The organism is Spirosoma knui, assembly GCF_054780635.1.
Map to the genome: position 1 here is coordinate 136,409 of NZ_BAAGVY010000003.1, position 25,795 is coordinate 162,203.

Sequence of the window (25,795 nt, forward strand, 5' to 3'; positions counted from 1 at the left end):
TACGTTTAAAACGCCTAGAAAGATCGGCTATGTAGGATTATTTTTTCGTCGTGCCTTCATTAAAAAATACCACCAGACCATCTTTGCCAGCCACCACCAGGTCTTTACGGCCGGTTTTGTGCAAATCAGCCACGGCGAAGTAAATCCCGGTTCCCTTACCCACACCCGCAGGTCCGTACGTAATATCGTGCTTTGTAAACTGCTTACGCGTGCTGTCCCAGGTGAAATAATACAGTCCAACTGGGTCGGCGGCACCGGGATCGTTCCCATTGTGCGCCCGAAAACGCTTGCCTGTAATCAACTCAGGACGGCCATCGCCGGTAATATCTACCCACTCCAGGCAATGGTATTGCGAGTTCTTGTCGTCGATCAGGTGCTTTGTCCAGCCACGCTGCCCGCTGGCGGCTCGGGTTTGCTCGTACCAGTGCAGGCCATAGCCGTGCCCCTGTCCAACAATAAGATCGTTTAGCCGATCGCCATTGACATCCGCGACAATAATAGGAACGCTGGCCGTTCCCAGCGCAAACTCTTTGTGTAATGTCCATGGACCGGCCGCACGATCGGCGGGGGCTTCGAGCCAGCCGTCACTGACGATAAAATCGCCACGCCCATCCGCGTTGATATCGCCAAAGCCTAAACCATGCCCCTGCGTCGGCGCTACGTTGACAGTCTGAAATTGGTTAGGGCCCGTTAGTTTTAGGTACTTCAACGGATGATTCGGGTTGTTCGGCACGATCTCTACGACACCGTCACCGTCGACATCCCAGGCGCGCGTGGTTTCGACATTGCCCACTTTTGCGATATCGTGCGAGGGCCAAATGCCTTTCTTACCCGGATTTTCGACCCAGCGTAACGTAGCGTTAAACCAGCCACCCGTTACGAAATCCATCCGGCCGTCGGCGTTTACATCGAGGGGAATTGTCGAAAAATCGTCGTAGTACTGATCCTGCCGAGCCTGATCGCCAATCAACTGCCGGTCCCAGAAACGAGGGCCTTTGTACCAGAAATCGCCCGAAACAATATCCAACGTATCGTCTTTATCTATGTCCATCACCCCGACCGACTCAAAGCTCTCAGCGGCAACAAACTGACGGGTAAACCGAACGGCTGGCTCCGGAGCAGGCGGAGTGAACATGGTAAATGAGTACAGAATGGTCAGGCAACCGATTCGCTGGGCTACGTTCATGGGTTAAGGGGTTAAACGTCGGTCTTATTCAGACTAGACGTTGTCGTGGGTTTCGTTCTACCAAAAATGATAAATCAACAATCAGCTACTTTCCTACTCTTTCATGGCGACTAACCAAGTGCAGACTTGGTTAACTTCTCAAAATAACACCCATGCCTATAATTCAAAAAGCTACTTCACTTCGATCTGGTCAAAGCCAGGAAATTTTACATCAACTGTTGGGCTTTCGCTGCCACAATCAAACCTCGAAAAACGATCCGTCGACGTGGTTTAACCGCCTAACGCCTTGCGGTACGCGCTCGGCGTTTGTCCGGTAACCGCCCGGAAGGTTTTATTGAAATGCGACAAGTTGTTGAACCCAACCGTAAACCCAACGTCGGCGACCGTGCGTGACGATTGCAGCAGCCGCCGGGCCTGATTGACGCGGTATTCGTTGACAAAATCCGTAAATGTGAAGTGCGTCATGCGTTTGAAGTACCGACAGAAGGCCGGAAGGGTCATACTGGCCAGATCAGCCACCGCCTGAACGTTCACCGGTTCGGCGTAGTGCTGCTCAACGTATTGACAAACTCGGTTGATACGTTCCTGCTCTTTCGGATTTAGATCAAACCAAACCCCGTCGGCATGTAATGGTTCAGCATCCGGTGCATTAGCTAGCTGCTGTAAAATTTGGAGCAACGTTAAAAACCGCTCAAAAGGTGGCTGATTGGGCAATTGCGTTAGCCAGGCACCAACCCGTTGTTTGGTTTCCGGCCCGAAGACGAGTCCTCGATGCGCCCGCTCGAACAGCCGCTGAACCGCTGCTAATTCCGGTTTTTGCAGAAATCCATCGCCCATAAAGTCCTCCCGCATCTGCACGACAATTTCTTCATATTGCCCTTCTTTACCGTAGCTAAAATTCAAGTGCGGCAAATTTGGTCCGATGAAAGCCAGTTCGCCCAATTCATAGCGCGATACGTTAGTACCCACCCGGCGCCGACCGTCTCCGACGGGTATGTAAACAATCTCGTATTCAGGATGATAGTGCCAGTACACCCCACAGGTTTCTACCTCCGTGTGATGGATAACCCGAAACGAGCTGCCAGCTTCCGGTTCTATTTTTTCGAATTGCAACTTCATAGGCGTAATCCGGACGTAATCATCCGGTTATGAATACCATTTTAGGCAATCTGAACTTGTCTATTCGGCTTGTAGTCTTGAAACCGATCTTTGTTTTTAAACGTTTATATGATATCAACTTGCTTCACATTCTGGCATGAAACGAATTCATTTATATGTACTTAGCCTGCTCCTGCTGGCTGGTTGCGTTCAGGGTCAGTCGAACGACTACGCGTTTGCCAAACTTCCGGCGTTGAAACCCGGTGAGGCCGTGGCCACTTTTGCGGGCGGCTGCTTCTGGGCGCTGGAAGAAGGCATGAACCAGCTTAAAGGCGTCCGCGAGGTTGTTTCCGGTTATGCCGGCGGCAATGTCAAAAACCCAACCTACGAGCAGGTGGGCACTGACCAGACCGGCCACGCTGAATCGGTTCAGGTTTACTACGATCCGAAAGTCATTACGTATGCGCAACTGCTCGATGCTTTTTTTGCGGGCCATGATCCCACGACCTTAAACCGCCAGGGTCCTGACGTTGGCCGTGATTACCGCTCGGTTGCCTTTTACCGGACCCCGGCCGAGAAAGCCGAGATCCTGGCCGCTATTAAGCGTACAAATGAATCAAAGCACTACGCGAATCCGGTTGTAACGGAGGTTTTGCCGTTAACTGCTTTCTACCCTGCCGAGAATTACCACCAGAATTACTTCGCCCTGCACCCCGACCAGCCTTACATCCAGCGTGTGTCGCTACCCAAGGTAGAAAAGCTGCGTAAAGCTATGGCAGGACATTTGAAAAATAATACGTCGTTAACAATGAAATAATAGTTCTAATACCATAACAGGTAATAGAGCATCAGAAAAGGCTAATAGATTAGAAAAATAGCCGGTACGTACCGGCTATTTTTGTGCCATGAATACAACCGTTTTATTTAACCGACCACGCCGAAGTTTATTCATACGTAACCTGCTGACCATCTTCCTGAACCCACAGGCGCTGGCAGTCGGCCTGGTGTTTGCCTCAGATAGTATTTTGCTGGGTAGCTGGGTCGCCCACATTCCATACGTAAAAGACAAGCTGCACCTCTCCGACGCGCAACTGGGTTTGCTACTGTTTGCAATGCCGGTAGGTCTGCTGATTATGAATCCGTTTACGGGCTGGATCATTGCCCGCCTTGGCGAAGCGCGTTCCTGTTTCTGGTCGGCAATCGCGTTAACGTTTGCGGTTTGTATTCCCTTGAATGCACCAAATGCGATAATAATGGCCGTTGGGTTATTCCTGATGGGTGTAAGCGCGGCCCTGATTAACGTAGCCATGAACACCAGCGCGACCAATCTGGAGCGGGCTCAGGGGATTGCTATTATGTCGTCCTGTCACGGCATGTGGAGTCTGGGCGGACTGATCGGTTCGGGTATTGCCGGTGCCGTGATTGCGCTGCACGTGTCTCCACAGATACATATTATGGTGATGGCGGCCCTGATTTTAGGTTTAACATTCTTGTTGCAGCCGCAACTAGCCAAGATTCCGTCGAGCAGTCGATCAGAATCGGGCGAGAAAACAGGGTCATCCTTTGTGAAACCAAATCTTGATCTCCTACTGATGATCCTGATTGGATTAGCCATTGCGATGGGCGAAGGCGTCGCGTTAGACTGGAGTGCTGTTTATTTACGTCAGACGCTCGGAGCCAGCAGTCAAATTGCCGCTTTGGGCTTCGCCAGCTTTTCGTTGACAATGACCAGTTTTCGCCTGTTTGGCGATGCGATTATCCCTAAAATTGGAGGCAAACGCTGGCTGTTTTTCGGTGGCCTATTAGGTGCAGTCGGTTTGGTGGTAGCGATTGCGTTCCCTTACCCTGCAACCGCCTTACTTGGGTTTGCCTTGTTGGGGGCAGGTTGTTCGCTTGGCGCACCCATTCTGTACGGAGCGTCTATGCGGATTCCGGGTATTCCGCCAGCCGCTGGATTGGCTACGTTCGCTACGTTTAGCTTTATTGGCTTTTTGGCTGGACCTCCGGTCATTGGTTTCGTCGCTGAAGCGTTTGGCCTGTATTACGGACTGGCGTTTGTCGCACTCATCCTCCTTATCTCCGCAGGACTCGCTCGACTTGTCAGCTTGTTTTAATGTGACTCGCAGTTAGAAAGCTGCCGCGTAGTCCTACCACGGTAGCTTAGATGAGTGTAAGTCAACTGACCTATGCCAATTTAGCATTCAGATTAGTTTAAAACTTGATTATTCGTTATTAACTGCCAAGGCCATTAAGTACCACGCTGCGTGTGGTAGCCATTGTTCAGCCCACCGCCAGTCAGCGTCCTTTCCCGTCATTTTATACGACAGGTTGAAATCAATGTCATCTTCGTCGTTTATTCCCGACGTAACGCCGTTGACAATACCGCCTGGCGCATTCGTGTACTCAAACGTACCAAAGAATCCATAAGACGGGTTGTTATGACCGCTACCCTGCAGCATACAGGCATCGTACGGATTTAATCCCAGAATCCAGTTTAATTGATTAAGGGCGAAGTCTTCGAGTTTTGCCTGAAACGCCTTATCGTCACTGAACAGCGGAGCGCTCAAACGGGCGGCTGTGGCCATAGACGCAATACGGGCATTTTCACCCTGCCACCAGGGCGAGGCTTCGCTGCCGTGCGGAAAGAAAAACGTAGTACGTCGGTTGCCAAGTGTATCCTGCACCAACTGCCGACTGTAGCCAAACGGGTTTTTAACTTCCTGCGTCACTGCCAGTTCATACGTCATGGATTGCCGGATGGCTTGTTTAATCGCCTTTTGTCTATCGGCGGATGCCAGTGGGTAATACTCCATTAAACTGGTCACAGGCAAACCAGCGTCGGACGGATGAAAGAAGGGCCGATCCTGATCATCAGCCCGCCAATAGTTTCGATACGTTTTCCAAGACGCCAGCCGATTCAATACATTCTGAGCACGTTTGTCAGCCGCTTTCCGGTACGTATCCTGCTGGGTAGCCCTGTATAGTTCCGTGGCAGCGGTCAGTGCGCAGTAATCATCCACGATGTTTTCCTTACCATCGTTAGTCATTGCGAGGTTTTCCTTCTCTAAGAACGCAAACGCCCGCTCGGCGGCTCGACGGTAATCAGCGGGCCCGAAATCCCCGGTCTGATCCGGCGCATACGTAGCGGCCATCGCCAGAGCCGCAATTGCCATGCCCCCACCCGACCGGTAGCTCACCTGATACCGACGCCAGTTCGTTTCATCCGCTGTAGTAGCTAATGTCTGGTCTTTCGACTGCTTAATCCGGTACGCCTTGTCTTCCGCCTGAATGACCCGATCTTTTGCTAGTTTACCCGGCCCCGGCGCTTTCACGGAGCGGTAAAAGGAGCCGTCTTTGGCATGCACCCGTACCAGATAATCAGCGCCATACATTGCCTCGTCCAGTAGTCGGCGGTTAAACTGCCGAAAGTCAGCGCCTTTGCGCTTTGTCAGTTGCGCGTAGCTTTTCAGTAAACTGTAAGCCGTCAGCGTAATTTGCTGCGGATTGAAGTAAGACGAAAACGTGAGGTGCGAAAGATGCTTCCCATAATCGCCCGTGGCATCATACCAGCCGCCGTGTACGTCGAGCGTATCGGATGCTTTGCCCGCCAGCACCAATTTCTGGTCCGCTTTATCCAACAGTCCGGAGCTTCGCTGGCCTTTAAAGTAATAGATTACGTCCGACAGTGTGTATTGCTCCAGTACGTTCCTGCCAATCACGAACGGATAAGACGATACGTTTTTACCCGACGTTGTAATTTGTACCTGATACGTCCCCTCAGTAGTGTATGCGCTGAAATCGACCGTCCAGAACAGCCAGTTTTTCCACTTACTGACCGGTCCGTTAAAGACCGGTTTGCCTGAGTAAACGACTTTGCCCGTTCCCGTATTGATGAGCTGAAACGTTGGAATCGAAACCTGGCGATCCGCCATAACCATCGCCCGTTTGGCTTTTGCCGGTTCATACCCCACCTGGTTCGTCAGCACGTTAACGTCCTGAGCCCGAAGCAGGAACGAAGCCAGAATAAACCCGATCAGGCTAACTACTTTGAGCAGTTTTTTAAGCATCGAACAATATGGATAACGCCTGAATCGGAATGACATTGGCGTTCCGGTTTAATCAGTAAATCAGTTGCCAGCGCCCCAAAATATGGCATTCCGGAAGATTTTCACGAACGCGTCGTTCCTGAACAGATTGGGGTCATGGCCCATAAAAATATATACGTTACGAGCTTTCATGCGCTCGTTGGACCAGATCACCGGATGATCACCCCCCATTTTTATGGTTGACTCGGGTACATACGTAGTCTCATCTACGGTAGCCAGTACGTTTACATTGGCGCGAGGGCTCTTATCGTAGGTATACCACTCTTCTTTCTCAACTACAAACGTAGCTGGTAGGCCCTTCATCACGGGATGGCTTTTCGCTTCGACCTGTACCGTTGCTTTGGCGAACGTAGCGATGTAGTTTTTGTACCGGATACCGCCCATAAATTCCGAAAACCAGGGCCACATCGCGTAGCCATCGAATTCACCCAGCAACGTAGCGTGATGAAAACCAACCCAACCGCCCCCTTTTCCGTCTGCAATGTATTTTCGGAAGGCTTCTTTAGCCGTATCTGTCCACATATACGGTGGATAATTCAATTGGATAAATAGCTGATACCTCGCCAGAAACGCATCGTTGATCGGTTCCGTATTCTCGATATACTCAACAGTAAAATTATTCTCCGACGCTACCTGTGCCAGCCATTTTTTAGCCTCTGCAACGAAAGGAGCATGAACACCCCCACCCTTTTCGGCAAGGGCCACCACCTTAAATTGAGGCTTTTGCCCAACTACTGCGGACGTAAAGCCAACTAGAAATAAGAAGAGTAAGTAGTAGATCCGGCGCGGAACGGCCGCTCGATTTTGTGTGGTGTTTTCCAATGTGCAGCGTACCTGTTTAGAGCGGTAAAAGTAAACAAGGAATAGCAGTTCGGTAAACTTGAAAATAACGAATTGAACGCTGATGTACTCTCTTCAGAGAAGGTTATGATTAATACGTAAAATTCCAGCTGACGGAAGGGATGATCGAGCCAAACACCGAGAGTTGGTAGCTCCGGGTAGTGGTATTGACACGCTGAAAGTAAACCGAGTACGGATTTTTGCGAGCGTACACGTTATAAAATGATACCGACCAGTTGCTATACCGACGCTGGCCGGGCGTTCGTCGACCGTCTTTCGTAAACGCCACATCCAACCGGTGATAGTCGGCGATACGGTCAGCGTTACGTTGTGAATAGTCGAGCACCTTAGTTCCATTAAGCCGGTAACTGCCATCGGGGTACGTAGTCGGCCGACCGGAAGTATAGACGAAGTTAGTACCGAACGTCCAGCCGCGTCGCCACTTCCACTGCGTAGCGATGGTCAGGTTATGGGGGCGATCGAACGTAGAGGGATACCAATCGCCCTTATTGATCAGATCACGGACAAACGAAGTTGGTACCCGAGCCAGCGTTCGGGAATATGTATACGCCAAAAGGCCCGTTAGCAGGCCGCGCGTTTTCTGAATACTCACTTCTACCCCATAGGCGCGTCCCTGAGCCCGTAACAAATCGGCATCCAATGTCGGATTCAACAGCAAGGTAGCTCCGTTCCGGTATTCGATCAGATTCGTCATGTCTTTGTGATAGACCTCCACGGACGTTTCATACTGATTGTCCCGAAAATTCTGAAAGTAGCCTACCGCCCACTGATTTGCTACCTGCGGGGGCACCAGCGCATCGCTTACTTTCCAGAAATCAACCGGTGAAATAGCGGTCGTATTTGAGATCAGGTGCAGATATTGCCGGGTCCGGTTATAGCTGATCTTCAATGAGCTGACTGGCGTTATATTTACCCGAATCGTCAGGCGGGGTTCCCAGCCGCCATACTGTGCCAGCGGCTGACCAGCGCCAAACGGCAACGTATCCGTAATGGTTTCGCGGCTACGGGCCTGTCCTTCGGCATACTGGTACGTAACACCCGGCCCTACATTCGTAAACTGCGCATAACGAATACCAGCCTGCACTGACAGCCACCGAATCGGAGAAAATTCTTCCGATACGTACCCCGCCCACTCGCGAGCCTGCTCAGCAGGTAACGTTTGTGCATTAACGTTCGTACGCTCGCCCGTGGGCGCAATAGCTCCCGGCAGCAGACTATAGCCCGTCAGCGAACCGCCGAACTCCAGCCGATATTTTGAGCGATTTTTTCCGGAAGGCGGAGTCCAGAGCATATCCAGCCGGGCTTCGCGCTGGCGCAGGGTTGAGCGGTATCGATACGTGTTTGTCGTGTTCTGACCATCCAGGAATAACCGATAATCGCTTTGTGTGGCGGTCGCATTCAGTGAAAGATTTGGATTCAGACGCTGGCTGTAGCGGGCCGTGATCAGTGTCGATTGGGTAGTATAAAGGGTATCCTGCGGAAATTTGAACGTATCGAACGATCGATACACCGTGGCAGTCAACTGGCTACCGGCACTAAATCGATACGTCAGTCGTCCGTTCAGGTCATAAAACGAAGCCCGGTTCCGGTTGGTTGGCGCTGGAAACAGACCGAGCAGCAGAGACGGGTACGCGATGCGGCCACCCGCCAGAAACGTTAATTTCCTGTTCCTGGTCAACGGTCCCTGCACCAGCAGCCGACTCGTGATTAGGCCAATGCCACCATTTACACTGATCCGCTCGGTTTCGCCCGATTTAGTGTTCATCAGCAACAGGCTGGACAGCCGCCCACCATAAGCCGCTGGAATGCCGCCCTTATAGAGCGTAACATCCTGTATAGCATCAGCATTGAGATTACTCAGCAAGCCCAGCAGGTGACTTGTGTTGAACAAGGGGGCGCCATCTAACAACACCAGGTTCTGGTCGGTGCGGCCACCCCGGACGTTAAAACCGCCTGCTCCTTCGCCAACCGTGCTGACACCGGGTTGCAGGGTAAGGGCTTTCAGTACGTCCACTTCACCGAAAACGACCGGAATATTGCGCAGGTTTTTCATATCGAGCTTGACAATGCTCATCTGAGCTGCTGATACGTTAGCATCGGGTGCCCGACCGGTTACGTTCACCTCCTCTAATTGCCGAACGTCGGGGTTCATCTGGACATCGACCACCTCATCGGCCCGACTAAGGTCTGCGTATCGGTTGCGGCTATAATACCCCACTGCCGAAAAGGTCAAATTGTAAAGACCGGGTAACACCGTTAGTCGGTAGGCACCCGTGCTATCAGTGGTCGTGCCAGCGCCCTGCTTTTTGTCGGTAATAGATACGCCCGCCAACCCACGCCCCGACGTACCGTCGGTTACCCGCCCCCGGATGACGTAACGTGTCTGAGCCAGCAACGGCAACGACAGGATAGACCCCAAGAAAACGACAAGCAGACGTTGATACATACAAACACAAGGTAAAGGCTATTTCCCGTACGTAAGCCAGTTGGTGGGACCGGCTGGTTGACTTTGATCTTGCGCCAGGCCCGGAACCACGGGTGGCGTGTTGCTAAACAGAATCGGCCCGTATCGGGTCACGAACTTGGCGTAATTCAACGTGTCAGTGTACATAACGATGCGCTGGCGACTAACAGCCGACGCGCCAAAGTAACCCAATGCCAGCTTATTCGTATCCGCCACCGACCTGACGTTACCTTCAATGCTGGCGGGCTGCGGGTCGAAAATCGTTCCGCTACGGGAGAGTTGTTCCTGGTACAGGAGCCAGTACTGATAAGCCTCCCGCGAGAGCGAATACTGCCTGACTTCGGCGTATTGCGTGCCCAGTGCCACCAGCGGTGGCACCAGGACCAGCTGCCCCTCAATTCGGTTGCCATTGATGAGTTGATCACTCAAGACGTTGGTGAGCGTACCATAGAATGGAGCGTACCTTCCCGGAGCGGATACATTATTATAAAAACCTAACGGGTCGCTGCCCCCCCAGATGGGCATATAACACATGGCCTGCCAGCGGTAGAAGTTGCCGGAAGTGGCTGGATCACGGGTGTCAATTTTTACTTGAAACGTATTGAATTGTATCGTGTTCGGGTCCGACTCCTGGTACTCGGCATACAGTCGTTCGATGGGAGGCACGGGAGCCATTAATTCAGGTCGGGAGACGTATTGACTTCCGTCGGGCAACGTAACGCGTAGGGTGTATAAACGACCCGGTACGCCCCGCAGCCGTTCATCGCGTAGCCAGTAAAAGGCAGGGGTCAGCGGATCCTGCAGCAGTTGGGCCTGGTTGCCGAGGTTATCCTCTACCGTAACGGAAGCGCCGTTAATAACCAGTTCGTCTGGAATCAGCAGCGACCGGCTTAAATTTCCCGAATACGTCAGCTTTATGGGATAAGGCGGAGCTTCGTCGGTAATCAGCCCATCAACTACCAGGCGTCGTTCAGTTTGGCGAATGGGTAAGTCCACCTGATCAACGCAGCTCCACAAGACATACGCCAGCAGGCATCCGGCCGCTCCTTGTTGAAGCAGATAGCGAAAGATGTGTCTATATATCATCATACTATCAAAACGCATATAGCTAAGATCAACTCTGTAGGCTCAGAGGCCAGATTCATGGTGTTAACTCCCACCAGTCGGTGCAGCCTACGGTGCGGTTAAGCCCCGTACTAATCCGTTGCGCTTCGTAACCCCATCCCAGGTAGGCCCGTTCGGGCTTGGCTCCATCGGGAGTACTAAAAACGGCCAGCAACTGGTTACCCTGCCCCGGATAGTCGGTTACGTATTGCCAACGGTCTGCTACAGGGTCGTACTGCCAGATATCACGCAAACCCCGGCCATCCAGGGTCAGTCCTAGTCCGAAATAACCCTGGCGAGCCAGCGCAAAGCCGGTTCCCCGCTGTCGGGCGGGGCCAGGGAAGTCGGCGCGTCGGGTCCACGTATCGGTTGTTGGATCATAGGCCCAGAGTCGAATTGGCTCGCCCGGCCGCTGGTTCACCACATAGCCAATGTTGCGAATGGAAAAGGTAGCGAGCTTGCCGGGTGGCTCGGGCAAGGGGGCACGTACCGTCTGGGTGAATATGGCGTGGATGCTGCGCATAGCCGGTGAACCATTCTGAGTTAGAAAATAAGCTTCGTCCGTGGTGGTGAAAAAAGCTAGTTCACCATCTTCACCGCCATACAGCGGTAAAACAGGGCTACCCCCTACCGGAAAAACGGCCGACATATCGCGGTAATAGAAGTACTTGCTGGGAGCTCGCTCCTCGGTAACAAAGCCCAATCCGCTGAATAGGTACCGGTCTACACCCTGGAAAAACAGGTTGTATTGTATCATACCGTGGCGAGGTATTCGGTTGTCAACCGGATAGTAAGGCCAGCTATCGGTAGCTCGATCGTAGAATTTCACATCTGAGTAGTTAGTCTCCTGCGGACCAGGGTAACGTAACAACTTCACCTGCTTGCCCACATAGGCGCCGATACTCGGGTTACCACAGCCGTTGTCGGGATTAGGACCGCAGATGCCATCCATTGCCACCGGGTAACCGGTATAGTCGCCCCCACTGAACGATGGGTGAGCCAGTCGGGTCCAATGAAGAGCGGTGTTCAGCTTGTGCGTATACGTCCGCACCGCCGTGATCGAGTCCTGATCAGCAAAGCGAAAGGCCAGCCGGAGTTGATAAGTTTGCCCGCTGCTGAGGCCACTCATTTTCAAGGTTGTCAGACTGAAGTCCTTCAGAGCTTTGGTTTCACCAGGCGTTATGGTGACGTTACTACCCTTCTCGCCTGGATCGACCGTGATGCGCCAGTCGGACGCTTCAAGCCGTATGTCTTTCACAATGATCTCGGCCGAGTTGGCATCTATAGGCTGAATACTTACCAGAGATGCCTGAGAGGCCGTAACTGGATCGAGTGGGCTAATGGGCGCTACTACGTCGGTGGTACGACAACTCAGCATTCCGAACAGCATACCGAAACCAGCACACCATCGAAAGACCCAGACTAACCAGCAGTAGCGATTTCCCATAAACGCTTCACAACAGGTAACAACTTAGTAAATACTGCATTTAACTTAGTGAAAATAATCCAATTAAAGGATTTACGGGCTATTGACCTCTCGCCAATGTATACTGGTATGTTAACTTCTGGTCGTTACGTTCATCAACTATTTACTTTCAACTGATTCAGGTACGCCTATTACAGACAGCGGCATTTATCAGGGGTTAGATGATCTTCGTTTGAGTCAGGCAGCACTACTTCTAACTGCTGATTAAACTTACTTGGCTGTTCAGCGAGGTAGAACTACCCCAGTCAGGCGTTTTCAATAAAAATCCTTGTTCAACACAAAACCAGACCGTTAATTAGTCTGGTTTTGTGTTGAACAAGGATCAATTAGCGGATCAGCCCAGGTAGCTAAGGCTTGATTACTTTCAGGTTCTGCCGCTGAGCCTGAACTCCATTGCCAGCTTCACTCACCACCTGCAAGAGATAAACGCCCGAATTTTGCGACTGCATATCCCATTCTACGAGCTGTACAGCCTCTGCCTGATTCCAGTGCTGGCGACGAATCGGCTTACCGCTTAGATCAACCAGTTCAACTTGTAACGAGCGTCCCTCAGCACCGCGAACAACGGCCCGTAGTTTATCCTGCTGGATGGGGTTAGGCGCTAATTCCACTTGCAACGGTATCTCGAATTCGGCCGCTTCCCGAGCCCGGCAGTTAGCGTCAACCGCTAACCGATACGGACCATAGACCTTCACCGTGCCTGAGCGGTCGGAGACTTTGAGATAGAAGTTGCCCTGGGTGTTGCTCTGCGCGTTGATTAAGGTCAGGCTCGAGGTAGCCGTACCCCGGAAAAGCTGGGGCGTCTCCATCAGCTTAGGGCTCGTCAGGCTGTTCTTGTACCATTCATACTTCACTGGATCTCCATCGACTACTACGTTAATTACGGTTGTCGCTCCCCGGCAGGCGGTGGGGTTATTGCCCCCCAGCACCGTCGTGGAAGCCGTAGCCGTACAACCATTGTCTAAGCGGATAACGGTTACGGAATAGACGCCCGTAGTGGTTACTTTAGCCGTGTTGCCACCCTCCTGCTGAGCAGCGCCAGTACTGAAGACATAACTGTAGTTGGGGCTGGACGTTGCCATTAACGTAACGAAAGTGTTGGTAAAGGATAAGGGACCACTGTTGGTCAGATCGACCGTAGCTGCATTTACATTAATACCAACTGTGGTAACGGCCGATGCTGAGCAGCCATTATCTCCCGTGACCGTCACAGTATAAGTACCCGGCTCGGTTGTCGTAGCCTTAGCGGAACCCGTTTGAGAGATTGGCGTAGACCCGGCAAAACTGTAACTCAGTGAGCCCGTAGTACTGCTGGCAGCGATAAGCTGAGCAGAACGCTTCGCGCAGGTAATCGCTCCATCATTACTTAAGGTTACCTCTTGAGGAGCCGTCGTGTTACGTTCTACCGTCGCTGTTGTCGCAGCGGAGCAGCCATTAGCGCCCGTGACTGTAACCGTGTACGTACCACCTTCGGTGACGGAAGTTATGGCATTGGTACCGCTCTGGTTGAGGCCCGGCCCGAAGAAGGTGTAGTTGCTCTGATCCAATGGCTGCGCGGCCAGTGTGACCGTAGGATTCGCACAAGTGATTGTGCCAGAACTAACCAGGCTGGCGTTGGGGGCAATCGTATTACTCTCAACCGTCGTAATTGCGGTGCTTAGACAACTATTGGCACCCATAACGGTCACGGTGTAAGTACCCGGCTGGCTTATCTGCACAATAGGCCCGGTGGCGCTAATGGCCTCTGGTCCGGAATAACTGTACGTAACATTTTCTGTGCTGCTACCAGCCGTCAGGCTGACGCTGGTTTGGGCACAAGTCAGCGTACCACTATTACCAAGAGTCACGTTTTGGGGAACCACTGTGTTGCTCAGAACCTCCGTAGTTGCGGTAGCCGTGCAACCAGTAGCGTTGGTCACTGTAACCGAATACGTACCGCTTGCCGTGACCGAAACGGCTGGACTAGTCCCGCTCTGGCTAAATCCTGGTCCGGAGAAAGCATAGCTACTCTGCCCTGATGGACGGGCCGTTAACGTAACGGTAGGATTAGCGCAGGTGATGGTGCCCGAGCTGGCCAAACTGGTAGTCAACGCTTCCGGCTCACTGATGGTGAACTGGCGGTTCATCTGGCAACCGTTAGCATCTTCCACCGTGACAGTGTACGTACCGGCTGACAGCCCGGAGACTGTGTTCCCTTTCTCCCCCGAAGATGACCAGTTGTAGGTATAGCTAGGTGTACCACCCATAGCCGTTACCGTAGCGGAGCCATTGGTGCCCCCAAAGCAAGTGACATCCTGTTGAGAGCCGCCAATTTGCAGCAAAGGTGGTTGGCTGACCGTAACCTGTTGGGTGAGTGTACAGCTGTTAGCATCGGTCACCGTCACGCTATAAACACCAGCGGTTAGGCCCGTAGCAGTAGGCTGGTTACTCTCCGAAGATGACCAGCGGTAAGCGTACGGTGCTGTCCCCCCGCTGACATTGACCGTAGCACTACCATTACTTCCTCCAAAGCAGGATACATCCACACCAGATGCGGTAGCCTCTAAGGGTTCGGGCCGTGACACAGTCGTAGTTGCCGTTGAAGAGCAGCCGTTGGCTCCTGTCACTGCTACGGAGTAAGTGCCGCTTGCCGTGACTGATACGGTTGGGCTGCTCCCGCTCTGATTGAGTCCCGATCCGGAGAAGGCATAGTTGCTCTGACCGAATGGGCTGGCCGACAACGTAACGCTGGTCTTGTTGCACGTTAACGGCCCGTTGTTCGTTAACGTCACGTTTTGGGGAGCTGTCGTGTTCTGTTCAACAAGTATGGTTGCGGTTGCCGTGCAGCCCGTAGCGTTGGTCAGCGTGACCGAATACGTACCGCTTGCCGTGACCGAAACGGTGGGACTGGCTCCGCTTTGGCTGAAGCCTGGTCCGGAGAAAGCGTAATTGTCTTGGCCTGATGGGCTGGCCGTCAACGTAACGGTAGGATTAGCGCAGGTGATGGTGCCCGAGCTGGCCAAACTGGTAGTCAACGCTTCAGGTTCACTAATGGTAAACTGGCGGGTGGCCTGGCAATTATTGGCATCCGTAACGGTGACTGTATACGTATCGGCACGCAGGTTGGCAACGCTGGGCTGGCTACCTCCCGTCGGTGACCAACTATATCTATAGCCGGATGTGCCACCAGAAACACTGACGGTTGCCGAACCATTGCTGCCGCCGTTGCAACTCACGTCAGTCACGGAGCCGGTAAGAGCTAAGGTGGTTACCGTTAAAGGCGTAACAGCAGTACTGATCTGGTTGTTGGCAGCCACGGTTAGCGTATAGATCTGACTTTCTGAACCGCTCGCTACGAGGGTCTGGCTGAAGGGACTGCCGTTGGCGGTGCCATCGATCGAGCTGGTGCCATTCGTGAGCGTATAGGCGTAGTTGCCCGTTACGTTACCCACCGTGGCGGTGAAGCTAACCACATTGCCCGAACAGACGGTACCCGAACTGGCGGCAAAGCCACTAATAGCAGGCAAAGCAGCCGTGACCGTCACCGGTACAGTGGCTGGCTGGCTACAGGTCCCTCCATGGCTTACTACCACGGTGAAGGTCTTGACGCCCGTCGTAGTCAGCGTAGCCGATACCACAGCGCCGGTAGTGCTGCTCAGTTGGGCACCTATTGGAGTCATCCATTGGTAGCTGCTACCTCCGGCTGTACTCAAACTAACAACACTACCTACGGCAGCCGTCGATAAACTGGTGGTTGCGGTGGCAACAAAAGCATCCCCCCCCTGCCCTGTAGAACAGAAAAGGCTAAACGCAGCGGCACTACCCTCACCGGGCAAGCCCGCATTATTACTAAAATCTTTGTTCACAACCCTACAGAAAGTCGTCAGGCTGGGTGGGTAACAACCACTCAACTGATTTTGGTAGAGGTATAGAAATTGAATATTGATCAGACTGCCCAGACTCGAAGGAAGGCTACCACTCAACTGGTTGTTGTGGAGGGCTAAATTTCTCAGATTGGTCAGGTTGCCCAGGCTCACAGGAATACTTCCACTCAACTGGTTGTTCTGGAGGGCTAGGATTCGCAGGTTAGTCAGATTACCTAGACTTGCAGGAATACTTCCACTTAACTGATTATCGCCCAGAGTTAGATTTTGCAGGTTGGTTAGACTACCCAGGCTCACAGGAATACTTCCACTCAACTGATTGGTGGAGAGAAGTAGAGTTTGCAGATTAGCCAGACTACCCAGGCTCGCAGGAATACTCCCACTCAACTGATTGTTGCCGAGGGCTAAAGTTTGCAAGTTGGTCAGACTACCCAGGCTCGAAGGGAGGCTACCATTCAACTGGTTGTATGGCAAATCTAAACGAGTCACTCGTCCGCCTGAGCAGGTTACCCCATACCACCCACAAGGGTTACAGTTAGTGAGCCAGCCCGTCTTGTTAGCCCAGCCTGCGCCATTGGTGCTGTTATACAAATCCACCAGGGGCTGGTAGTCAGGGTGGCTGTCCACCGTCAGGTTGGTGCTGGCCTGAGCCACCTGCCCGTTGTTACTTACCGTCAGCGAGAAGCTTTGACTACCTGCCCCACTGGCTAGCAGCGTCTGACTAAAGGGATTGCTGCTGGCGGTGCCATTGACCGAGTTAGTGCCGTTCGTGAGTGTATAGGTATAGCTGCCTGTTACGTTGCTCAAGGTAGCTGTAAATTGTGCCGTCTGACCGGCGCAAACAGAGTTGGCACTAGCCGCGAATTCAGTAATAGTAGGTGTAGAGACGCCCAATTTGACGATCCAATAGTCAATTGTACCCTGATTTTCGGTCACATCACCATCATTGGAGGCTGTATAGCCTGCGGCTACATACTCTCCATTTGAGGTTGGCACAATGCCGGCTGCCAGCTCCGCCTGTGAGCCACCAAGCGACTTTTGCCAGACTAGATTGCCCGATTCGTTTAACTTCAACACCCATAGGTCAAAGTAGCCACGCGGATTAGTTATATCGCCATTGGAAGAATTAGTCGTACCGATTACAACGAAGCCGCCATCTGGGGTAACTTTTATATCTTTAGCACTATCGCTGTCGTCTCCACCGTACGTTTTCTGCCAGACCAAGTTGCCCGCACTGTTCAGTTTCACAATCCAATAATCAGCTCCCCACCTCTTACCTAGTAAATCACCGTCCTCAGATGCCGAATAGCCAGCAATGACAATGCCGCCATCTGAGGTAACCACCAGGCTATTTCCTTCTTCGAAGTGGGTGCCTCCTAACGACTTCTGCCAGACCAGATTACCCGACGCGTTCAGTTTGGCAACCCATAAATCATCGAGCCCATGATTGCCGGTTACCTGACCGTCGTCGGAGTCAGAGCTACCAGTCACGACAAGACCTCCATCAGCGGTAGCCGTTATGGCATAAGCTCGATCATAACCACTTCCCCCCAGTGCTTTCTGCCAGATCAGATTACCCGCGCTGTTCAGCTTGAGTACCCAAAAGTCAATGTATCCGTGATTATCCGTTACATCCCCATCAAAGGACATAGACGACCCAACAACTGCGAAGCCGCCATCTGGCGTGGAAACTATATCCTGGGCTACGTCATTTAAGGAACCACCAAAGGTTTTTTGCCAGACCAGACCACCGGTGCTATTTAACTTAACTATCCAATAATCGGTTGTCGAATGATCGCCCGTTACGTCGCCGTCGCTGGAGGAAGTTCCACCTGCAATCACAAAACCACCGTCCGACGTAGTAGTCACCGCATACGCGTCGTCACCGTTGCTGCCCCCCAACGCTTTTTGCCAGACCAGATCACCCGCGCTATTCACTTTAACGACCCAGACATCAGCCCGCCCATGATTACCGGTGACATTGCCATCTGTAGATTGTGCCCGTCCTACCGCTACATAGCCTCCATCCGGTGTAGCAACAATATCATTTGGAATATCAAGAGCTGATCCTCCCAACGCCTTCTGCCATATTATCGAAGGAGCTTGAGCAATCCCCAATAATGGTAAGCTGAGAAAAAGTATAGTCAACAAAAGGCCAAGTGCGTATCGGACTGACAATGTCAGAGAAATACGGATGGGTTTAAGTCGCTGATTCATTAACAGGAAAGTTGAGAAGTAACGCTGATCGGAAAGAGAGTAAAAACAAATCATCTATGCGTTGAATTGGATTTTAAAATGTTAGGTATTATAGCGGCCATTAGGGTATAGATGCGTTTGAGGAAGCGCTCATATACCAAGTCAGGGATCTAAACACGTAGTAGGACGATTCATAGTAGGCAAAAATGAGCTAAAGCCGCTCGTGGGAACGGTCAAAGAAGAGTTAGAAGTTACTACCATTGGGAACGAACTGCCGTGTTGAAAAAGAGGATGAAAACGGCGCTGTAAGTTTATTGGACAAAAAATCAACCGGGGTGGACTTCCCTTCGAAAAAGGTGGACTATTGTTCAGATGGGGCGGAGAAGCGGAAAACGAGCGGCTAAAACGGTGAATCAGACTAAAAATCGACGCTATAGAGCAATAACGAGTTGTCACCAATCGGCCGACCATTCAATTATAGAAGTAACGACTGAGCGGTCGGCCGATTGATTACGCCTGCTGGGGTAGCAGGATGGTCATGCCATGTTCGGCAAAGATCTGGATGATTCTGACCATGTCGGGTTCACCGGGTGGCAGGGCCGCCAGCTTTTCGAAAAACTCTTCGAAGCTGCCCCCTGGCACTACCGTGAAGATAGCCTTAACGGCTTTGCTGCCCGCGTTCTGGAAGCCGTGGGGTACAAACCGGGGAAAGAAGATACGGTCCCCCGCCTGAGCTACAAACTGCTGATCTCCTATCATAACTTCCAGCTCACCCTCCAGTACATAGATCAGTTCGTCTTCCCGTTCGTGAACGTGGGGCGGTAAGCTCAGACCGGGTGGGGTGATAAGCTCAAAGACGTAGTAGTTTCCGTCGGTAGTGTGTTGAGTAAAGAGAGCGGTGATGGCATGACCCAGCACGTTAAATTGTTTGCCTTCGCCCTGGCGGACGACCCCGCCGGTAGTAGTTAATGACTGCATAATTTTGGTTGAAAAGAGGAAGCGGTGTTTGCTTTCAGGACAAAACTACCTGGGGTTCTAGCCGCAAAACGTTCACCTATGTTAAGAAATCAGGGCAGGCCCCATGATTTTCTTGCGGATTCGGCTCAACGATTGGGGCTTGATGCCAAAATAAGAAGCGATGTAGTGCTGAGGAATGCGCTGTACGATATCGGGGGCGTCTTCATGCAATCTGAGGTACTTTTCTTCGGCCGATAGCGTTTGCCACTCAATGAGCTTGCGCTGGGCTGCTTCGAGTGTTCGGCGGGAGTGAAGCCGGTACCAGGCCTCAAGCGCCGGAATGAGTTCCATGGCTTCTTCCCAGCCATCTTTTTCGAAATACACGATTTCTGAATCTTCCAGCGCATGAATACTATAACTGGAAGGTCGATTGGAGTACAGGCTGGTTTTATCACCTGCCCACATACCGGGAAAGGCAAAAAACACGGTGAATTCGTCCCCCACATCGTTGGTATGAAAGGCCCGCAAACAGCCTTGATTGACGTAAGCAACAAAACGGGCGTGCTCGTTTTGCAGATTAAAAAACTCTTTTTTTCTTAACTTTTTTACTTCTAGATAACCCGCCAGTTGCTCAAACTCGGCGTCGGTAAAAATATGATTACCCGTCGTGTCCAGCGTACGACGCAGAGAAAGAAATTTATTAAGCTTTGTCATATGTATAGACAGTTGAAGAGAGAAAACGTTGGGTTACGTAAGGCCAGTTACTGAGCCTTAACTCTCTTCACAAGTCTACTAGGATGCCGCCACAAACAGGTGGATTCTTCTTCGGAAAAGGTGGACTATTGTTCAGATCAGCCAGAAAACCAGGCTTTGGTGGGCGAAATACCTATTCTTCTGAAAACATCTGGTAGAATGCCTCCAGTGATGAGCAATAAAAAAGCCCCCCTGGGTATATAGTTGGTCATCAACATCCCAGGGGGGCTATGCTATGGCTACGTAGCGATACGCTAGTTTGTTGCCTGTAATTTTGTAATCAAACCCGGGCCGTAATACAATACGTAATACGTATCCCGATTCGCATTGCTCAACAGAATATCGACGGGGGTGATGGCAGGAGTGAACAAACTCATTGTGGCATCATCGCCACTGGCAACACGTCCGGGTGTCGAAAAGCCGAACTCCGTCACCAGAATTTTGCCGCTAGGAGCCAATAAAATATCGGTTAAACCTGAGAAGCCATCTTTGTGGACGGTTACCGTGCCGGTTGCACTCACTTTATAAATTTTTGAAAGTCCCGTTGGAAATGGGAAGCCGGTCAGCGTGCTGACTAAAAAGTTGGTTCCATCGTACACAATACCCGTAGGCACAGCATCGATCGTCGGCGGTCCCACCGTTGGAAAACTAGGATTGGGAACATCGGGGAACGTAGCGAAAATACTCAGACTTCCGTCGGTTTTCTTCCGACGCACAATCGCATTCCCGCCCGCGTCGACAATGAATAAGTCACCATCGGGACCAAATGTCAGATTGTATGGATTTGAGTCGGGGGTGTCGGGCGCATTCGGGTGCTTAGCTTTCACAAAGCTGCCAATGTCTTCACTTTTCAGGGTGCTGAAGTCTACGGCTGGCGTTACACCGGGCACAAACCCCGCTACGTTGGCTATGTATAATTTATCTTCCGTGGCGTGCAGGATGTATAATGTCCCATTGTCATATAACAAATGGTTCAGCCCTTCGGGAGAGTTCTCGGGGCTCAGGGCCGACGGGAAACCGGTGATAACTGGATAGGTCGAACCCGATGGCGTGATTACAGTAACCTGCCCGTTGTTTACGGTTCCACTACCGGCTTCGGTTACCCACACATTGCCTTTCGGATCTTCAGCTAATCCAAGCGGAGACTTGAGTCCGGTTGCCAGTGGGGGCCCTTGTACGGCTACTAACCGGGTAGGTGCTGGAAACTGATGGTCAAGGATAGCACAACCGGCCAAACCAAACAGGAAAAGACTGGTCAGCGCAAACGGCTGAAATAAACGAGAAACGTAACGGTTTTTGATCATAATTGTACGAGTTGAAACTTAGTGTAGGAAAGATTCAAAAATAAGGTGTGGCCATATCTGTTTCATAGTCAATACAGAACTATTATCGTTTTTTTTATTATACAACAAATGACGTACTACTCACTTACAATGGCAGTGTAAATTTTTATCGCAAATTTGGTAACATATATGTTTGCTTGACGGTCTTACTCTTGAGGTTACAAATTGCACCGCAAGATTACGAGAGCCTCAGCAGAATCAGGTGGAGAATTATTCGAAAAAGGTGGACTATTGTTCAGATTGAACCGAAAGGCGGAACTTGGCGGGCGAAACGCCAAATTCTTCTGAAAACACCCGGCTGAAATACTTAGGATCCTCAAAGCCCACTGTATAGGCAACCTGAGAAATGTTCAGATCCGAAGTGACAAGTAGTTCCCTGGCCTTAGTCAGCCGCAGTGCTCGCACATAGCGCGTGATGGACATCCCCGTCAGGGCGACCAGCTTCGAATGGAGTGTAGTGCGGCTCATCCCCATCTGCTGGCAAAGCTCGTCAATCGACAAATCGGTATTGGTCAGTTGTTCATCCAGCGCTGACCGCAGCTTCAGCAAAAATTCAGCTTCGGATGAAGCCGTTTCCTCCGGAAGCGGCAGTTCAGGCGGGACGCTGTCCAGGGCCAATTGGCTGTAGTGCTGCTGAAGCAAACGCCGGGAGTGAAGCAAGTTACTGAGCACCACCTGCAACTCCTCCTGGTGGAAGGGCTTGGTCAGGTAAGCATCGGCTCCGCGTCGGAGCCCGACAATGCGGTCGCTGGCTGCGGCTTTGGCTGTCAGCAGCACAATGGGGATATGACTGGTACGTGGGTCGTTTTTTAGTTCGTCGCACAATTGAAACCCGTCTTTGAGCGGCATCATTACGTCGCTCAGAATCAGGTCCGGTATATTGTTGACAGCCAGCTCAACGCCAACCTGTCCGTCTTCGGCGCGGATAACCTGGTACTCGGCTTGAATGCAGGCGAGAATATAAGCAGCTACGTCTTCATTATCTTCTACTAGCAACAGTACCGGTTTTTCGCCCGCAGCATCAACTGTAGGTTCAGCCTCTTTTAACGTATTCACATACGGTCTAACAGACTCGGCAACGGGTACTACTGCCACCGGGGCCTGCTGGGTATGTCGTAACAAGATAACGAACTCAGCCCCCTCGCCCGGCCTGCTCCAAACAGCAAGGCCGCCCTGCATCAGAGAAACGAGTTCGCGCACTAGCGAGAGTCCAATACCCGTTCCGCCAGTTTCAGAGACTGGATGTGTACTGGCAGCATCGGCAGACCGCTGATAAAATCGATCGAAAATTCGCGGCAGGTCGTGAGCGTCGATACCAGCTCCGGTATTACGTACCCCTATAGAAATCCATGGCTCGTTGCGGTGTTGTGTCGGGGTGATCGCTTTATGATAGCCTTCGGGCAATGGAAGCCATTTCTCGTGGGTGCTTACTTGTAAGGAAACGCGGCCGTCGGCGGGGGTGAACTTGATGGCGTTGGTGAGCAGGTTGGACAGAATATCCTGTAGCTTATCCTTATCGAAATCAGCATCGAGAGTTTCCCTATCCGCTTGGAAATGCAGATGAACTCCTTTTGCAGCCGCTATCGTATGGAACGACTCGGCAACGTACCGGGTGAACCCGATCAGGTCGGCCCGAATGGGCTGCAAATACATCTCTCCCGCTTCGAGTTTGGAGAGATCCAAAATCTGGTTGATGAGCCGCAAGAGGTTGCGCCCGTTACGTTCGATCAGTTCTGATGACCGCTGAATCCGTTGCGTCAGTTCCACCGGATTATAGCGTTTCAACTCTGAAGTCATGCCTAAGATAACCGTCAGCGGAGTGCGAAACTCATGCGAAATGTTGGCAAAAAATCGCGATTTCGTTTCGTTGAGTTGATGAAGCAGTTGAGCTTGTTGCTCGATGAGTGCTTTGTCTTCCTCAATTTGAGCGGTAGCCTGACGAATTTCCGTTTGGAGCCGCACTTCTACCCGCTGATGCGACCAGATGCGCCACTGCATCCAGGCCCAGATGCCACCCATCAATGCCAGAGCTGCCAACAGCAAGAACCAAATTTGCAGGTAAAAAGGCCGTTGAACCTCAACCTGAATGGTCAGTGTGTTGGCCGACCATTGGCCGTTGGCAGCCTGCCCTCTAATCAGGAGTTGATGTGTACCATAAGGCAGATTACTCAGCCGCAGCGATGATTCGGTCTGTTGCGTCCACGACTCGTCCAGGTCTTTGAACTTATAGGCATAAACGTTTTTTTCAGCGTCGGTATAGTTCAACAGTACAAAATCCAGCACCGCTGTCTGGTCGTCAGGCCGAATCGTGATCGATTGTGTTTTGGCTACGTCCCCAGTTTTGTCAACAAGCTGCCGAAGCCCCTGATCGAACTGCCGAAACGAAACCAGACGCATCAGCAGCGGAGCGGGTGTTTTTTCCGTCTCAAAATTGCGGGGATCGAAGGCCGTAATGCCGTTCAGTCCGCCGAAGTAAAGCTTGCCGTCCTTGTCCTGAGCATGCGAAATTCGATTGAACTCGTTATGCGTAATGCCATCCTGCACAAAATAAGTCTGAGTCGTTTGCCGGACCGGATTGAACCGCATAATTCCGTAGTCGCTGCTCATCCAGAGGTTGCCGCGCCGGTCGGGGTAAACGGCGTAAATGTTGTCGTTCGACAACCCCTCGCTACGTCGGAACTGACGATATAGATTTTGCTGGCGATCCCAGCGGATCAGACCGGCATTAGCCGTCGCCAGCCAGTAGATGCCCTTTGAGTCCTGATAAAAATGCTGATAACTGTCGGCGGGCAGGTGAAACCCACCCAGGCCGCCCGTCCAGTAGCGAGCCGTAATGCCTTTTTGCGGATCGAGCGTATACAAACCGGTGTCTGAGCAGATCCAGATGGTTCCTGTACGGTCGGCCCCGATATGCAGGACGTGCGACTGAGCCAGCTCCGTAAACTGATTGTACTGGGTGAACAGAGTAATCTGTCCCGTTGCAGACCGAACGTACCATAGCCCCATACGACCTCCAGCGATCAGCTGGGTTTGGCTATATGGAGCCATCGTCCAGACCGTTTCGTTGGTCACTGGATTTTTAGGTAGGGAATCTATCAGCCTATTGGGCGCAGTGCGGCTTGGTAAAATAGATTGGTTGTACTTTCCTGTTTTAAGATCATACAGGAGCAACTCACCTTTAAGACTAACATACAGTTTTCCTGCACCATCCGCCCGCAAGCCGGCCATCCCGGCAAACGCCGACTTTCCGTACAACTTTTTTGGTGCCCCCCCTACTTGGTTGCTAGTGTAAAGCCCAAATTTCTCCAGATTAGCGAAAACCTGGTTGTTAGTTACCGCGATACCACGGATGGCAGCTACCGTTTCACCCGAATTTGATTCCGTATAAAAAAGCCGTCGAAAATGGTTTCTGGCCACTTTTACCTGATAAACTCCAAAACTGGTGCCTAGCCACATCCAGCCATTTCGGTCACTGAGGAAGCTTCGGTTGGTGATTGCCTCACCTGACAACTGATCGGTAACGTCCAGCACGACCGCTCCGGCTGAATTCCGCAGTTGTGTCCCCTCCCATATCAGACCCGTTGTGTCAACTAAGTAGCGAACCGGGAACAGGAGTTGTTGATTTGATTGCGACTCCGGAAACGCCATTCGATGCTGATTGCCGAACTCATCTATTCGAAAGAATATCCTATCATTTGTAACCAGATTAGTTGTAAAAAAGAAAAGCTCAGTACCAGCATTTCGCTGACCGAAACACGATTCAACAGTAGCCCCCTGATGTTGATACTCTTTAAGAATACGCCCTTCTATACTTATTTCAACTAGATGCTTCGTATCAGCGATGGCCCAAACCGTATTGCGGGCAGTAACCTGAATGACTGACAGTCTCTTAAATTGAGGTAATGAAGCATACCGCAGCCCGGTTTTTGGGTGGTAAGTAATAAGGCAAGCGGGTTGACAACTCGCCAAGAAAATAGTGCCGTCTTCGCTATTCAGAACGCGCAGGGGTGGGTTTATGCAATTAGCTACCAGTTTCTGGTTGAATTTTTTCTCAAATGAAACAGCAGTATTCGTCAGCGGATTGAAGAGTGTAATTTGTGATTTCCCGTGCGGCCCCATCAGCCATAAGTTTCCGTCGGCATCCTGAGCAATGGATTGAATGTCATCAAAATCAAGCCCGTTACGCTCTTTGGTGAAGGCGGTAAATGTCTTACCGTCGAAGCGGTTCAGGCCGAACTTGGTACCGAACCACATGAACCCCTGCCGATCCTGAAAAATGGCGTTGATCTCCCGGTGCGACAAGCCGTTTTCGGTTCCATAATGTTTTACCCAGGCTACACACGGCTGCGCCATGACTTGCGGCAGGAAACACAACCAA

The 25,795-nt window shown here is 51.6% G+C and carries 14 protein-coding genes; 2 read left to right on the forward strand and 12 right to left on the reverse strand.

Annotated features, from left to right (window positions below):
* Positions 1-37 precede the first annotated feature (37 nt).
* On the reverse strand, positions 38-1,135 hold the full coding sequence (locus tag ACYVIY_RS09215) for an FG-GAP repeat domain-containing protein (RefSeq protein WP_460976313.1): 1,098 nt from the start codon (positions 1,133-1,135) through the stop codon (positions 38-40).
* Between the two features lie 321 nt (positions 1,136-1,456).
* Positions 1,457-2,305, reverse strand: a complete 849-nt coding sequence (locus ACYVIY_RS09220; protein WP_460976034.1) for a helix-turn-helix domain-containing protein — start codon at positions 2,303-2,305, stop codon at positions 1,457-1,459.
* 136 nt (positions 2,306-2,441) lie between these two features.
* Here ACYVIY_RS09220 and msrA point away from each other — a divergent pair, with 136 nt between their 5' ends.
* A complete protein-coding gene (gene msrA / locus ACYVIY_RS09225; protein WP_460976035.1) occupies positions 2,442-3,101 on the forward strand; it encodes a peptide-methionine (S)-S-oxide reductase MsrA in 660 nt (219 codons plus the stop codon).
* 88 nt (positions 3,102-3,189) lie between these two features.
* Positions 3,190-4,398, forward strand: coding sequence for an MFS transporter (locus tag ACYVIY_RS09230; protein WP_460976036.1), 1,209 nt, complete (start codon positions 3,190-3,192; stop codon positions 4,396-4,398).
* A 108-nt stretch (positions 4,399-4,506) separates the two neighbouring features.
* Here the strand turns inward: ACYVIY_RS09230 and ACYVIY_RS09235 are convergent, their stop codons facing one another.
* The 10 genes from ACYVIY_RS09235 to ACYVIY_RS09280 form a co-directional block, all read right to left on the reverse strand.
* Positions 4,507-6,351 (reverse strand): glycoside hydrolase family 9 protein, encoded by a 1,845-nt coding sequence (locus ACYVIY_RS09235; RefSeq protein ID WP_460976037.1) that lies wholly within the window; start codon positions 6,349-6,351, stop codon positions 4,507-4,509.
* Between the two features lie 60 nt (positions 6,352-6,411).
* On the reverse strand, positions 6,412-7,212 hold the full coding sequence (locus tag ACYVIY_RS09240; RefSeq protein WP_460976038.1) for a ThuA domain-containing protein: 801 nt from the start codon (positions 7,210-7,212) through the stop codon (positions 6,412-6,414).
* A 109-nt stretch (positions 7,213-7,321) separates the two neighbouring features.
* The gene (locus ACYVIY_RS09245) at positions 7,322-9,697 is read right to left on the reverse strand and encodes a TonB-dependent receptor (RefSeq protein ID WP_460976039.1); all 2,376 of its coding nucleotides are present in this window, start codon (positions 9,695-9,697) and stop codon (positions 7,322-7,324) included.
* An 18-nt stretch (positions 9,698-9,715) separates the two neighbouring features.
* Positions 9,716-10,804, reverse strand: a complete 1,089-nt coding sequence (locus ACYVIY_RS09250; protein ID WP_460976040.1) for a DUF4249 domain-containing protein — start codon at positions 10,802-10,804, stop codon at positions 9,716-9,718.
* A gap of 52 nt (positions 10,805-10,856) precedes the next feature.
* Complete coding sequence (locus ACYVIY_RS09255; protein WP_460976041.1) at positions 10,857-12,266, reverse strand: Kelch repeat-containing protein; 1,410 nt, start codon at positions 12,264-12,266, stop codon at positions 10,857-10,859.
* A 386-nt stretch (positions 12,267-12,652) separates the two neighbouring features.
* The gene (locus ACYVIY_RS09260) at positions 12,653-18,385 is read right to left on the reverse strand and encodes a leucine-rich repeat domain-containing protein (RefSeq protein ID WP_460976042.1); all 5,733 of its coding nucleotides are present in this window, start codon (positions 18,383-18,385) and stop codon (positions 12,653-12,655) included.
* A gap of 489 nt (positions 18,386-18,874) precedes the next feature.
* Positions 18,875-19,342: a cupin domain-containing protein gene (locus ACYVIY_RS09265; protein ID WP_460976043.1), complete on the reverse strand. Its 468-nt coding sequence runs from the start codon at positions 19,340-19,342 to the stop codon at positions 18,875-18,877.
* An 81-nt stretch (positions 19,343-19,423) separates the two neighbouring features.
* Complete coding sequence (locus ACYVIY_RS09270) at positions 19,424-20,035, reverse strand: Crp/Fnr family transcriptional regulator (RefSeq protein WP_460976044.1); 612 nt, start codon at positions 20,033-20,035, stop codon at positions 19,424-19,426.
* A 293-nt stretch (positions 20,036-20,328) separates the two neighbouring features.
* Positions 20,329-21,378, reverse strand: coding sequence for a ScyD/ScyE family protein (locus ACYVIY_RS09275; RefSeq protein WP_460976045.1), 1,050 nt, complete (start codon positions 21,376-21,378; stop codon positions 20,329-20,331).
* Between the two features lie 267 nt (positions 21,379-21,645).
* Positions 21,646-25,770 carry a hybrid sensor histidine kinase/response regulator transcription factor gene (locus tag ACYVIY_RS09280; RefSeq protein ID WP_460976046.1) on the reverse strand — a complete coding sequence of 1,375 codons (4,125 nt, stop codon included), beginning with the start codon at positions 25,768-25,770 and terminating at the stop codon, positions 21,646-21,648.
* Positions 25,771-25,795: the final 25 nt, after the last annotated feature.